Below are 13,165 nucleotides of genomic sequence, written 5' to 3'. Positions count from 1 at the left end.
TTTAAGCAATGCTGAAAGAACTGGAAGATCATAATTGGTTTCCTGCAATTTTGCGCCGTTGGCAAATGGAATTTATCGGTAACATGGCTGTGTGGACAAAATTGTACCAACCGCTTGCACCCGTGTTACAACAATTGATCCAGCAAAATAAGATCACCGCTTTGCAGGATACCTGCAGCGGCAGCGGCATACCGGCGGTGTATATCCATCAGCAACTGGCTAATAAAATACCATTATTACTGACCGATAAATATCCCGACCTGTCATTTAAAAACAGCGAAGCAATAACGTATGCAGCTCCTACAGCGGATGTATTGAAAATGGAATTTAACAACAGCGCCTGTTATACTATGTATAACGCTTTTCATCATTTTTCAAATGAAGAGCAGCAACTGTTATTAAAAAGATTTTCGGAAGCTGGAACATCTTTTTTGATTGCAGAGATACTGGAACCTTCGGTGCTGAACGTGTTAAAGATCGCAGTAACCGGTATAGTATTACAATTGTTTACCGCCCCATTTGTACGGCCTTTTTCATGGGCACGATTATTTTTTACCTATATCATTCCAGTTAACTTATTTACGGTTACTTATGATGGTATTATTTCTGTACTGAAGTCAAAAACAGTACAGCAATATGCAGCGATGTTAAAAAATGATACAACAGCGTATATCATTACAGTAGATACGATCAAAAACTGGAAGGGAAATATTGTGTATTTAAAAGGCCAGCCGGTTAATTTATGAACACACTAAAAACATTTTGGCAATTCAGTCGTCCGCATACTATCATCGGGTCGCTGTGCAGCATTACAGCGCTGTATATCATTGCCTGCAATGGAAAGGGATTGCAGCAGTATGCCTGGTTGTATGCCGTTACTTTAATTGCAGCGCTGACCTGTAATGTTTTTATTGTAGGTATCAATCAAATGGCGGATGTGGAAATGGATAAGATCAATAAACCCTATTTGCCATTGGCCGCCGGCACTTTATCAAGGCGTGCTGCAATGGTCATTGTATGCACTGCGATCGTATTTGCATTATTATTTGCTTTTATTGCTTCCGTTTTTTACGGTGTACTTATCATAGTGATTCTTTTGATAGGTATTGCCTATTCATTACCACCGCTGTATTTAAAACAGCATCATTTGCCGGCGGCTTTGGCCATTACATTGGTAAGAGGTGTATTGGTAAATGTGGGCATCTTTCTCCATTTTCAAAAAAGCATGCATGATAATTATATATTGCCCGGGCATATCTGGTGCCTTACTTTTTTTATCATGGCATTCAGTATTGCCATTGCGTGGTTCAAAGACCTGCCGGATACAGAAGGCGATGCGAAATTTCATGTAAGAACACTGGCAGTGCTCTATTCTAAAAAAAATGCTTTAAGGGGAGGGATGATGATAGTAGGTGCGGCTTATGCTGCAGTATTGGGATGGAGTTTTTTTTATGCAGAAAGATATCCTGTTTTTCTTGTCGCGACACATATTGCATTGTTGTTGCTCTTCCTGCTCAATTATTATTTTGTGGAGCTGAATGATCAATACTCCATCAAAAAATTCTACCTGCGTTTCTGGATATTTTTCTTTGCTGAATATATTGTTTTCTCGGTGTGGATGCTCTTATAATGCTATTGATAGTGATTGTTTTTTTGCAAAGGAAACCAGTAAGTACATTTTCTACCATAATACAAGGCCAGTGAAGGATTGGATAGCTGCACATTTTCTCCCGTTACTATAATGAGTGTATCGTTATTAAAATAATAAGTGGCATTATATACGGAATTATTGAGCGGGTGTTTTAATTGTAAAGTAACCCTTACAGGTTGGTTGTTGAAATAGTAATAACTGAAGGCAAAGGAACTGTCATTCCGGTCGATAAAACCATCACTGTGCAACAGGCTGTCTTCATTATAATTGTTGTAGCAGGTTAGGTGCGAAACATTTCTGCCACAGGCCTGGTAACAATTTAAATCGTTTTTTTGATCAATGGAGGTGCAGATGCTGTCGATTTGACGAACGGAGGTTTGAGCGGTAACCCATCGGGTTGAAAAAAGCAGCAGTAGTAAAAAAAGATACCGGGACATGATACATCATTTGTAAAAGGATGCACCATGCCCCGGTATTGCATAAATTTATTAATTACCTTCTTCTCTCGCTTTCAATTCTTTTATCTTATCGAGTGCGCCGGCCACCACGTCGCACATAATGGTGTACAAAGCGCCATGTTGCTGGTGGGCATAAATATATTCCAGCGCTTCATTTTCATTGGCGATGACCATTGTAGGAATGTTGGGATTTATTTTATTGATGCCCTGCTGTAATAATGCAATGATCTCATCGGCTGTTCTGCCCCTTAAATTCTTATCGCAGCGGATAATGATCTCGTCAAAATATTGTGCGGATATTTCGCCCAGCTCCATAATGTCTTCATCCCTTCTGTCGCCGGTGCCACTGATAACACCGATCTTTTTTGGATAATCGAGTTTGCTTACAAAATCACCCAGCAGTTTTAAGCCATGCGGATTGTGTGCAAAATCTGCCAGGAAGGTGATGTGTTTAAAGTGAAAGAAATTCAATCTTCCCGGTGTAAGGCTTTCTCCCGGCATAAAAGTTTGCAGGCCCTGGCGGATATCTTCAATAGAAATATCCCGGTATAAATAAGTGGCCAGTACTGCAGGCAAACAGTTGGCGATATTATGCACGGCTTTTGCTTCGTAGGTAAGCGGAATATCTTTTGCGGCCATCACCCTTATTTTCCAGGTGCCTTTCATAATGCTGATAAAACCATTTTCATAAACGGTGGCCAGTCCGCCTTTGGCACAATGTTCTTTAATGCGTGGATTATTTTCATCCATGCTGAACAAAGCGATGTTGCATTTCAATCCTTCCCGGATATTATATACAAGATCATCTTCTGCATTTAAAATGGCATAACCATGCGGAAATACCGTTTCAGGAACCACGGCTTTTACTTTCGCCATTTGTTCTACCGTATTGATACCTCCGAGGCCGATATGATCGGCAGCTACGTTGGTGACCACTGCCACATCGCAATTCTGAAATGCCAGACCATTTTTTAAGATGCCACCTCTTGCACATTCCAATACTGCAAAATCAACCGTAGGATCTTTTAATACAAATGTGGAGGATACCGGCCCGGTGCAATCACCCTTCATCATCAGCTGGTTTTGAATATACACGCCATCGCTGGTGGTATAGCCTACTTTTTTTCCGGCGCTCTTGGCAATATGTGCGGTCAGTCTTGTTGTGGTGGTTTTACCATTGGTCCCTGTAATGGCAATGATAGGAATTCTTCCTTCACTTCCTTTGGGGAATAACATATCCACTACCGGCTCGGCCACATTCCTGGGTAAACCAACAGATGGCTCAATGTGCATGCGGAAGCCCGGTGCGGCATTCACTTCTAAAATAGCGCCGCCATTTTCGCTTACGGGCGTACGAAGATCGGTTGCCATGATATCGATACCGCAAATATCCAGGCCGATAATTTTTGAAATGCGTTCGCACATGAATACATTGGCAGGGTGTACTTCGTCTGTTACATCAGTACTGGTGCCGCCGGTTGAAAGATTGGCCGTGGTCTTTAACAATACCAGTTCATCTTTCGGGGGAATGGTCTCTAATGTGTATCCTTTTTCTTCCAGCATCTTCATGGTGCTGTGATCGACGGTTATTTGCGTCAATACTTTTTCGTGCCCGTAACCACGACGGGGATCTTTGTTTGTTTCATCTATCAGCCACTGGATATTGTGCACGCCATCGCCTATAACGCTGGCGGGTGTACGCAATGCGGCGCAAATAAATTTATGATTGATCACCAGCACGCGGAAATCGAAGCCGGTGATAAAGCGCTCCACGATCACACTGCGGCCATATTGTTTAGCTGCCTCCAGGGCTTTTACCGCCTGTTCGCGGTTGATGATATTGGTGGTATTGCCTTTACCATGATTGCCATCAATTGGTTTTATCACCAACGGGTACCCGAATTTTTCAATGGCTTCATCCAGGCCCACTTCCGTACGTATCACAGTCCCTCTTGGTACAGGAATTTCAGCTGCTTCCAGCAGCATTTTTGTTTCCTCTTTATCGCAGGCAATATCCACTGCAATGTTGGAAGTGGTGGACGCAATAGTAGCACGTATTCTTTTCTGGTGCACTCCATAACCCAATTGCACCAGGCTTTGTTTGTTCAAGCGTATATAAGGAATATTTCTTTTTGCCGCTTCATCCACAATACAACCGGTAGATGGGCCCAGGCGGGTATCTTCTCTTATCTCTCTCAACTGCTGTATGTCTTCTGTAAGATCATAAGGTACATTGTCCGTCAATGCCTGTGCAATCCTTACTGATGCTTTGGCAGCATAGATGCCGGCGTCTTCTTCCATATAGGTAAAGCATACATAATACACGCCTTCTTTTTCGTTGGCGCTGCGGGTGCGGCCAAAACCAACATCCATGCCCGCCAGTGTCTGCAGTTCCAGTGCAATATGTTCAATCACATGGCCCATCCAGGTGCCTTCTTCCACCCGTTGAAAAAAACCGCCGCGTTCACCCACACTGCAGCGGTGTTCGATCATAGTGGGGAACATTTTTTCCAGCCTTTCCCTGAACCCGTCAATAGAATTGGTGGGGCGTTGCTCCATTTCCTCCAGGTCCAGCTTCATCTGTATCAGCTTGGTACGGCGTACGCTCCAGTAATTGGGGCCTCTTAATACTTTAATTTCAAGAATCTTCATAAATGCAGTTTTAATGCCCCCTCCGCCCCCAAAAAGGGAAACTGATTATGGAGGAGATCAGTTTTTAGTTTAGCGAAATGAATTTTGTGCTTTGGTGTTTTTATGGCGAAATGAAAATTAGGCAAATCATCTTGCTTTGCAAAAAACAAAATCTGTAAATTGTAATTCTAAAACCTAAAGCATGGGCAACCGTCGTTCTTTTCTTAATAAAATAAGTTTATTGTCCGGCGCAGCCTTAACGGCCGGTGTTTTGCAACCCGCCTGGAGCCGCAATTTAAAAGCCGCTTTAAAAGATGCTGAAAATGTTCCGCCGGGAGCGTTAGCCTCCGAAGATGAATTCTGGTATTATGTGCAGCAGGCTTATACTATCTCTTCCAATTTCATCAATTTGAATAATGGTGGTGTATCGCCGGCGCCCAAAGTGGTGGCCGATGCCATGAAAAGGTATTACGACATCAGCAATGAAGGGCCCAGTTATTTTATGTGGCGGGTGGTGGACCAGGGCAGGGAGCCTTTAAGAAAGAATCTTGCCCAGCTGGCCGGTTGTGATAAGGAAGAGATTGCCATGGTACGCAATGCATCTGAAGCGCTGGAAACCGTGATATTCGGTATTGAGTTAAAAGCGGGTGATGAAGTGGTGCTGACCAAACAGGATTATCCTAATATGATCGCCGCCTGGAAACAAAGGGAAAAACGCGAAGGCATTAAGCTGGTATGGATCAATTTAGAATTGCCGAGCGAAGATGAAAATTACCTGGTAAAACAATATACCGATGCTTTTACTGCCAAGACCAAAGTGGTGCAGGTAACGCATATGATCAACTGGATAGGGCAAAAGATGCCGGTAAAAAAAATAGCGGATGCCGCTAAGAAAAAGAATATTGAAGTGCTGGTGGATGGCGCCCATACTTTTGCGCAGTTTGAATTTTTAATTCCTGATCTTAATTGCGATTATTTTGGTACCAGCCTGCACAAATGGCTGGGAGCGCCAATTGGCACAGGTTTGCTGTACATACGTAAAGAGAAGATAAAAAATGTATGGCCTTTGTTTGGCGCTGGTGATAAGGAAGAAGATAATATCCGCAAGTTTGAACACCTGGGCACAAGGCCCTTTTTTATTGAAGAAGCCATTGATAAAGCCATTGATTTTTTTGATATGATCGGCGCTAAAAGAAAAGAGGAAAGATTGCTCTATTTAAAAAATTACTGGATAGAAAGGGTGAAAGATATTCCTAAAGTAAAAATTCATACTTCGCTTAAAAGGGATTTTGGTTGTGCTATTGGGCTGGTAAGCGTGGAAGGTAAAAAGCCTGCCGAACTGGACAGCTATCTATGGACCAATTACAAGGTGCATACCGTGGGCATTGATTGGGAAAATATACATGGTGTAAGGGTTACACCGAATGTGTATACTTCTACCAAGAATTTAGATAGGTTGATAGAAGGGATTCGAGGCATTTGCGAAAAGTTGAATTTAGGCTGTGGATTTTATTTAGTACTGCATCTTCCCCTATTAAAAATAAATTATGAAATTAATCGTACCCTTGATATTTATTTTTCTCTTTCATCAGCAGGCGAAAACTCAAACCAGCCATATTGATTCAATCCTGAAACTTGTCGAAATAAAGAAACAGTATTACCAGATGGAAATATCCGGAAGCAAGGTAATGTACCTGCCAATGGAATTTGGGAAAGCTGATTTTACAATAAACCAACAGATAGCTATTGAAGAATTGAAAAATGCAGATATTGCATTAATTGACCTGGTATATTCTGATTACCCGGCCAAAGCGGATTTTTCTATGTTAAATAAGAAAAGGCTTCAAACGCTTTCAAAGGGATTACCGGGTGTTTTTTCCAATAATAGAACTGAGTTTAGAAAAATAAGACAAACGGGAGCTTATAATAGAAACGCTGCATTAAGCATGGTGCATGGTTTTTATATTTATTACAGGCCAAAACCGGGCGAGGAGATAGCCAAAATAGAAATAAAAAAACTGCATGAAATTTTAGGAACCAGCACAGCAAAAAAGGGGATCAAGGCTGCACCCGACTCCACTATTGAATATTGCTCGACATTTTCATTTTATAAAGACGAAGTGAAAGATGTTTGGGAACTAAAAAAGGGCTATACAAGAACAGTAAAAAAAATTGCCCGAAAGGATATTTTTAAAGATAAGTCGGTATTGGATGAAAAATCTTTCAATAAATTTTATCCTGATTTAAAAAACCTTGACTCGGTTTACTACGTTTTAGATACCAAAGACGGAGGTTGTGATTATTTACCTGGCCTATATAATTACGAATCAGTAGATACAACTGTATCTGCCGTGTTTAAAAGGCATAAATGGGAGAAGGCTGTAGTGATCGCCGATGTAACAGGCAGTATGTATCCTTATACCGGACAATTGTTGCTTTGGTTAAATTTGACTGCCAACGACGGGCTTAAGCGTTTATTTATTTTTTTTAATGATGGTGATACTAAAAATGATAAGGAAAAAATTATTGGAAAAACAGGGGGGATTTATTCTGTAAATACTTCGAGGTACGAAGAAGTGGAAAAGACTATCGTTACGGCCATGAGTAATGGCTATGGTGGTGATGCGCCTGAAAATAATATCGAGGCTCTTATTAATGCAGAGCGACTATGTGCAGCCTGCGATTCAGTAGTTATGATAGCAGACAACTGGGCACCGGTAAAGGATATCTCGCTACTTTCAGCAATAAAGAAACCAATTAAAGTGGTTTTGTGCGGAGTTTATGGCCGTATAAATGTTGATTATCTGAACATTGCCCGTAAAACGAAAGGGTCAATACATCTTATCGAAAAAGATATTTATGACCTTGCGAAAATGAAAGAAGGGGAGGTGATCGAGATAAAAGGCAGAACGTATAAAATTGTAGATGGGGAATTTAAAGAGATGGCCACAAAGATCATGTAAATAAGCAATGCTGTATTAACAACGGTTGACAAATACAAAATATCCATACAACACGATTTACCTTATTTTTGCGTTATTAACAAAACAGCATAAATGCAATTTCCCAAAGGAAAACTGATAGCGATCGGTGGTGCAGAAGATAAGGGTACTGATATTGACCGGGACGATCTCCACCGCAATAACCTCAACTTTTTTGAACTGGGCATTCTCCGCCGTATTGTGGAAGAAGCCGGCGGCCCCCTCAGCCGTATAGAAGTCATTACTACTGCCAGCACCATTCCTTACGAAGTAGGCGATAATTACCTGGATGCCTTTGGTAAAATTGGTTGTACCAATATCGGCCTGATGCATATCCGCAACCGGGCTGATACCAATGATGCCGATTTTTTAAAACGCATTCAAGCATGTGATGCCGTAATGTTCAGCGGTGGTAACCAGCTACGCCTGAGTGTGACAGATGGCGGGACCGAATTTTTATCGATCATAAAAAAACGCTACCAGGAAGAAAATTTTATTATTGCAGGTACTTCGGCGGGTGCGATGGCAATGAGCAAAACGATGATCTATGAAGGCAATGCAGCCAAGGCGCATTTAAAGGGCGAAGTAAAAATGACCACCGGCCTGGGTTTTATAGATTCTGTTATTATTGATTCGCATTTTGAAAAACGCGGCCGCTTTGGAAGATTGGCACAAGCGGTAGCCTGCAACCCCAGTTGTATCGGTATTGGCCTGGGCGAAGATACCGGCATGCTGATCACCGAAGGCAATAAGATGGAAGCCATTGGCAGCGGTTGTGTTATTATTGTGGACGGCCATGATGTGAGCTTCAGCAATATTGCCGATATACCCGATGGTAATCCTTACAGCCTGGAAAATTTAAAAGTGCATATCTGCGAAAAAGGGAATGGGTACCTGGTTAATGAAAGAAAATTTATTCCGGAAGTAACGGCAGGTGCAGTGGTGAAGAAGCAGGTGCATGTAGAGTAGTACCTGGAAGCTCCAGCTTCCAGCCTTTGTTGATAACTGTGGTTTAATAAATTAATTCTGTACAATTTGAAGAGCCGGAAGCTGGAGCTTCCGGGTACAAAAAGTGGCTGCGGTAGTGAAGCAGCAGGTACATGTGGAATGGGTACTGGAAGCTGGAGCTTCCAGGTACAAAGAATAATTAATTCTGTACATTTTAAAACGACCGGAAGCTGGAGCTTCCGGAGACAAATGCAAAAGCCATTTTACAGGCAACGGCTGCCGCATATACAATCTGCCGGCGCGGTTTATTTTGTTACCTACCGACTTTATGGTTCTATCCCGATGAATGTTATTGAACAGTTGCAAGCGGAATATCAATATTCTTTAAATGAGCTTGTTAAGAATAAAACATTTACAACTGCTACAGAATATAAATTACAAAAGTTATATTTCGCAAAGTTCGATAGATTTATGCATGCTCATTTAAACGCTCCTTACTGGCTCCAGGAACCTGGGGTAGCAGCAATTATTTACAATTCCCTTTTACATCTTGATACTACCACCATTGACCTTTACTGCTTCACTGTTATGAGTAACCATGTGCATGCTTTATTCTCCTTAAAGAACGACAAAGATGACCTGTACAAAGTGATGCAATCGCATAAAAGCTTCACGGCTAAAAAATGTAATGCTGTATTAAAAAGAGAAGGGCCTTTTTGGGAGCCGGAATCTTATGATCATATTGTAAGGAGCGGGGAATTTGATAATATTGTAAATTACATTTTACTTAATCCTGTAAAAGCGGGGTTGGTGGAAAAGTGGGAGGATTGGAGGTGGACTTATTTGAAGAGTGAGCAGGATGATCCTGATCAATGATAATAGAGGCCGGAAGCTGGAGCTTCCGGGTACTTGGCGAGGTTGGAAGTAGATTTATTTGAAAAATTATTAGCAGACTTTGTTCGTTAATAAAAACGGCCGGAAGCTGGAGCTTCCGGGTACGGTATGACCTGGGAGGATGGAGAATTGGGAGGGGTGGAAGTGGACTTATTTGAAAAATGATTAGCGAACAAAGTTCGCTAATAAAAAAGGCCGGAAGCTGGAGCTTCCGGGTACAAATTACTTGTTTATGAAAAGACTATTGGTTATTTTATTGGCAGTTTCCATTGCAGCTTTTATGCCCAAACCTAAAAAACAACGCATTGTTTTCTTTGGCGATTCCATTACACAGGCGGGCGCTAATCCCGGCGGCTATATCATGCGTATTGACAGCATGTGTACACAGGAGGGATTGAAGGAGAATTATGATTTCATCGGCGCCGGTATCAGCGGCAATAAAGTGTACGATTCTCTATTTGCGTATGGAAGAGGATGTGCTGGCAAAAAGCCCCGATATGGTATTCATTTATATCGGCGTGAATGATGTGTGGCATAAAGCCACTTCGGGCACCGGTACAGATGCGGATAAGTTTGTAAAATTTTACCAGGCCATCATCAATAAACTAAAAGAGAAAAATATAAAAGTGGTGCTGTGCACGCCCGCCACCATTGGCGAAAAAAATGATAACAGCAACCAGCAGGATGGCGACCTGAATGAATACAGCAAACAGATACGCAACCTCGCCACTAAAAATAACCTGTCATTGATCGACCTGCGGAAACTTTTTGTGGAGTATAATATCAAGAATAATCCTGAAAATAAGACCAAGGGCATACTTACCACCGACGGGGTACACCTGAATGCAAAAGGTAACCAACTGGTGGCAGATGAAATGTGGAAGTTGATAAAAGCCGGTTAAACAGCTTTTATCACGTAATTATTTTTCTTCCCTTTTTGTACCAGTATATATTTATCGTGCAATAACAAAGCCGCATTTACCTGCATGTCGATGGCGTCTGCTTTTTTGCGATTGATACTCACACCACCGCCAGTCGCCGTTTTCCTGGCTTCGCCTTTGCTGGGAAAGATGCCCGTTTCTGCTAAAAAAGAAACGATGTCTATACCTGCATTTATCTTATCCCTGGAAAATTCAATGATCCCACTGCTTTCCATTTTTTCAAGATCCTCCAGTGTAAGGCTTTCGGCTGGGGCGGATTGATTATCGAAGAATTTTTGTGTAGCCGCAATTGCTTCTGTCAATGCAGCTTCGCCGTGTACAAAAACAGTCAGTTCTTTTGCCAGTGTTTTTTGCAGTATCCTTTTGGCAGCATCCTGCTGATGTTCTGCTATTAATGCTTCGGTGGTTGTTTTATCTAAAAATGTAAAGATCTCTGATCCAGTTCACTGCATCATCATCGGTAGCATTCAGCCAGAACTGGTAGAATTCGTAAGGAGAGGTTTTGGTAGCATCCAACCAAACATTTCCTTTTTCGGTTTTGCCAAACTTATTGCCGTCCGCTTTTTTTATCAGGGGAGAGGTAAAGGCAAATGCTTCGCCGCCGCCTTTTCGCCTGATCAGTTCGGTACCCGTAACAATATTGCCCCATTGGTCGCTGCCACCCATCTGCAGTTTGCAGTTCTTATTATTGTACAGCCAGTAAAAATCATATCCCTGTACCAGCTGGTAGGTAAATTCTGTAAAGCTCATGCCATTATCGCCTTCCAGTCTTTTCTTTACACTGTCTTTGGCCATCATATAATTCACGGTGATGTGTTTGCCCACATCCCTGATAAAATTCAGGAAAGAAAAATCTTTGAACCAATCGTAATTATTGGCCATTTCTGCCGCATTGGGTTTGGCAGCATCAAAATCCAGGAATTTTTCCAGCTGTGCCTTTACGCCGGCCACATTCCGGTTCAGCACTTCTTCGCTCAGTAAATTACGTTCTTCGCTTTTACCGCTGGGGTCGCCTACCATGCCGGTAGCGCCGCCCACCAGTGCAATGGGTTTATGACCAGCTTTTTGCAGGTGTATCAGTAAAATGATCTGTACCAGGCTGCCGATATGCAGGCTGTCGGCCGTGGGGTCGAAGCCGATATAGCCGGTGATCATTTCTTTTTTCAGTTGTTCCTGCGTGCCCGGCATAATGTCCTGTACCAGGCCCCTCCATTGTAATTCTGCTATCAGATCCGTCATAAAAATCGTTTTGCTCCTAAGTTGCGTATGTTGTTTAAAAACTGTGTAAAATTTTGGCAAAAATGCTTATAATTAATGATAAAACCACGGCTGCCCGGTGCAGACAGAAAATAATTATTTGTACGGGCAAGGCATCCATTTATACCCGAATGGAGTCTTATGAGAAGAAATTAGTGAACGGGTGAAATATATTCTATTAGTTTGCCATATATTGGTTAATTTTATTTAGAATATTAGCACAATTTACCAAGTAATATTACGTTTTACAGCATTAATATCCTTTTAAAAATTCAGACACCCCTAACGGATTATGAGAATTTATATAAAGACAGGCTTACTATTGTTGTTGCTATACCCAATAACAGGGTTCTCACAATTTAGAAAATATTCCAACGAGTTTTTGAATATTGGAGCCGGTGCAAGAGGGCTTGGTATGGGCAGCGCACAGGTGGCATCTGCAAATGATGCTACAGCTGGTTATTGGAACCCTGCCGGGCTGGTAGGTGTAAAAGACCATCCCAATTTAAACCTGATGCATGCCGAATATTTTGCCGGCATTGCCAAGTACGATTACGGTGCTTTGGCGATTCCCATCAATGATAATAAAAGAACCATCGGCATTTCTGTACTGCGCTTTGCGGTAGATGATATTCCCAATACACTTTACCTGGTGGAACCTGATGGCAGCATCAACTACAATAACATTAAAACCTTTTCTTCCGCCGACTGGGCTTTTCTTTTATCGTTTGCTCAAAATATTAAGACCACTGAAAACAAGACCATCAGTTTTGGCGCCAATGCAAAAGTGATCTATCGTAAAATAGGCAGCTTTGCCACTGCCTGGGGTTTTGGACTGGATGCAGGTTTGCAGATACATGGCCAGCGGGGCCATTTTGGCGTTGTGGCCAAAGACCTCACCACTACTTTCAATGCCTGGACCTTTAAATTCACCGATAAAGAGAAAGAAGTTTTATACCTTACCAATAACGAGATACCGGTAAAATCAACCGAGCTTACAGCGCCCCGTATTGCAGTGGGTGGCGGTTATAATTTCAGGCTGGGCAAATCGCTGCACCTGATGGCCGAGGCCAATATGGATATTACTTTTGATGGCAAAAGAAATACTGTTTTCAGCAGCGACCCGGTAAGTATCGATCCGCACTTTGGCCTGGAAGCTAATATAAAAGATGTATTTTTTGTAAGAGGCGGTATCACTAATTTTCAGAAGGCACTGGCTGATGGCGATACCACCAACCAGAAAAAAGTATGGATTTATCAACCCAGTGTAGGCGCCGGTTTCAAGATCAAGAATGTAATGATAGATTATGCTTTTACCAACCTTGCCAACCAATCTAATCCATTGTACACCCACATATTTTCATTGAGAATTAATCTTGTGAAAAAAGAAAACGAATAAATACC

13 protein-coding genes are annotated in these 13,165 nt (G+C 42.0%); 9 read left to right on the top strand and 4 right to left on the bottom strand.

Features of this window, described 5'->3' with window-relative positions; translation table 11 throughout:
* Positions 1 to 8: 8 nt before the first annotated feature.
* Positions 9 to 746: a hypothetical protein gene (locus tag QM738_RS17050; RefSeq protein WP_462277934.1), complete on the top strand. Its 738-nt coding sequence runs from the start codon at positions 9 to 11 to the stop codon at positions 744 to 746.
* Complete coding sequence (locus QM738_RS17045; RefSeq protein ID WP_462277933.1) at positions 743 to 1,630, top strand: homogentisate phytyltransferase; 888 nt, start codon at positions 743 to 745, stop codon at positions 1,628 to 1,630. Before QM738_RS17050 ends, QM738_RS17045 begins: the two co-directional genes overlap by 4 nt.
* A gap of 2 nt (positions 1,631 to 1,632) precedes the next feature.
* Here the strand turns inward: QM738_RS17045 and QM738_RS17040 are convergent, their stop codons facing one another.
* Both QM738_RS17040 and cphA read right to left on the bottom strand, forming a co-directional pair.
* A complete protein-coding gene (locus QM738_RS17040) occupies positions 1,633 to 2,088 on the bottom strand; it encodes a hypothetical protein (protein WP_462277932.1) in 456 nt (151 codons plus the stop codon).
* 51 nt (positions 2,089 to 2,139) lie between these two features.
* Positions 2,140 to 4,761 carry a cyanophycin synthetase gene (gene cphA, locus QM738_RS17035; RefSeq protein WP_462277931.1) on the bottom strand — a complete coding sequence of 874 codons (2,622 nt, stop codon included), beginning with the start codon at positions 4,759 to 4,761 and terminating at the stop codon, positions 2,140 to 2,142.
* A gap of 181 nt (positions 4,762 to 4,942) precedes the next feature.
* Between cphA and QM738_RS17030 the strand changes: the two genes are divergently transcribed.
* From QM738_RS17030 to QM738_RS17005, 6 genes are all read left to right on the top strand, one after another.
* Positions 4,943 to 6,361, top strand: coding sequence for an aminotransferase class V-fold PLP-dependent enzyme (locus tag QM738_RS17030; protein WP_462277930.1), 1,419 nt, complete (start codon positions 4,943 to 4,945; stop codon positions 6,359 to 6,361).
* A complete protein-coding gene (locus tag QM738_RS17025) occupies positions 6,306 to 7,703 on the top strand; it encodes a hypothetical protein (RefSeq protein WP_462277929.1) in 1,398 nt (465 codons plus the stop codon). The genes QM738_RS17030 and QM738_RS17025 overlap by 56 nt, the downstream gene beginning before the upstream one ends.
* Positions 7,704 to 7,796: 93 nt before the next feature.
* Positions 7,797 to 8,690: a cyanophycinase gene (locus tag QM738_RS17020; RefSeq protein WP_462277928.1), complete on the top strand. Its 894-nt coding sequence runs from the start codon at positions 7,797 to 7,799 to the stop codon at positions 8,688 to 8,690.
* Positions 8,691 to 9,011: 321 nt separating this feature from the next.
* Positions 9,012 to 9,545: a transposase gene (locus tag QM738_RS17015; protein WP_462277927.1), complete on the top strand. Its 534-nt coding sequence runs from the start codon at positions 9,012 to 9,014 to the stop codon at positions 9,543 to 9,545.
* A 250-nt stretch (positions 9,546 to 9,795) separates the two neighbouring features.
* Positions 9,796 to 10,089, top strand: a complete 294-nt coding sequence (locus tag QM738_RS17010) for a hypothetical protein (protein WP_462277926.1) — start codon at positions 9,796 to 9,798, stop codon at positions 10,087 to 10,089.
* On the top strand, positions 10,061 to 10,465 hold the full coding sequence (locus QM738_RS17005) for an SGNH/GDSL hydrolase family protein (RefSeq protein ID WP_462277925.1): 405 nt from the start codon (positions 10,061 to 10,063) through the stop codon (positions 10,463 to 10,465). The genes QM738_RS17010 and QM738_RS17005 overlap by 29 nt, the downstream gene beginning before the upstream one ends.
* Here the strand turns inward: QM738_RS17005 and QM738_RS17000 are convergent.
* Both QM738_RS17000 and tyrS read right to left on the bottom strand, forming a co-directional pair.
* Positions 10,462 to 10,806 (bottom strand): hypothetical protein, encoded by a 345-nt coding sequence (locus QM738_RS17000; protein WP_462277924.1) that lies wholly within the window; start codon positions 10,804 to 10,806, stop codon positions 10,462 to 10,464. The two genes, QM738_RS17005 and QM738_RS17000, sit on opposite strands and share 4 nt — an antisense overlap.
* Before the next feature lie 109 nt (positions 10,807 to 10,915).
* A complete protein-coding gene (gene tyrS / locus QM738_RS16995) occupies positions 10,916 to 11,743 on the bottom strand; it encodes a tyrosine--tRNA ligase (protein ID WP_462277923.1) in 828 nt (275 codons plus the stop codon).
* Positions 11,744 to 12,053: 310 nt separating this feature from the next.
* Between tyrS and QM738_RS16990 the strand changes: the two genes are divergently transcribed.
* The gene (locus QM738_RS16990) at positions 12,054 to 13,160 is read left to right on the top strand and encodes a putative type IX sorting system protein PorV2 (protein ID WP_462277922.1); all 1,107 of its coding nucleotides are present in this window, start codon (positions 12,054 to 12,056) and stop codon (positions 13,158 to 13,160) included.
* The last annotated feature ends 5 nt before the right edge of the window (positions 13,161 to 13,165 follow it).

This window comes from Ferruginibacter sp., assembly GCF_049840995.1.
Taxonomy (GTDB): domain Bacteria; phylum Bacteroidota; class Bacteroidia; order Chitinophagales; family Chitinophagaceae; genus Ferruginibacter.
Note: the sequence above shows the minus strand (reverse complement) of the source record. Positions and strands in the feature narration are given on the sequence as shown.

Coding starts and splice junctions, on each gene's coding strand:
- QM738_RS17020 (WP_462277928.1), top strand. CDS start 7,797: ATGCAATTTCCCAAAGGAAAACTGATAGCGATCGGTGGTGCAGAAGAT.
- QM738_RS17045 (WP_462277933.1), top strand. CDS start 743: ATGAACACACTAAAAACATTTTGGCAATTCAGTCGTCCGCATACTATC.
- QM738_RS17015 (WP_462277927.1), top strand. CDS start 9,012: ATGAATGTTATTGAACAGTTGCAAGCGGAATATCAATATTCTTTAAAT.
- QM738_RS17050 (WP_462277934.1), top strand. CDS start 9: ATGCTGAAAGAACTGGAAGATCATAATTGGTTTCCTGCAATTTTGCGC.
- tyrS (WP_462277923.1), bottom strand. CDS start 11,743: ATGACGGATCTGATAGCAGAATTACAATGGAGGGGCCTGGTACAGGAC.
- QM738_RS17030 (WP_462277930.1), top strand. CDS start 4,943: ATGGGCAACCGTCGTTCTTTTCTTAATAAAATAAGTTTATTGTCCGGC.
- QM738_RS17010 (WP_462277926.1), top strand. CDS start 9,796: ATGAAAAGACTATTGGTTATTTTATTGGCAGTTTCCATTGCAGCTTTT.
- QM738_RS17040 (WP_462277932.1), bottom strand. CDS start 2,088: ATGTCCCGGTATCTTTTTTTACTACTGCTGCTTTTTTCAACCCGATGG.
- QM738_RS17005 (WP_462277925.1), top strand. CDS start 10,061: ATGGTATTCATTTATATCGGCGTGAATGATGTGTGGCATAAAGCCACT.
- cphA (WP_462277931.1), bottom strand. CDS start 4,761: ATGAAGATTCTTGAAATTAAAGTATTAAGAGGCCCCAATTACTGGAGC.
- QM738_RS16990 (WP_462277922.1), top strand. CDS start 12,054: ATGAGAATTTATATAAAGACAGGCTTACTATTGTTGTTGCTATACCCA.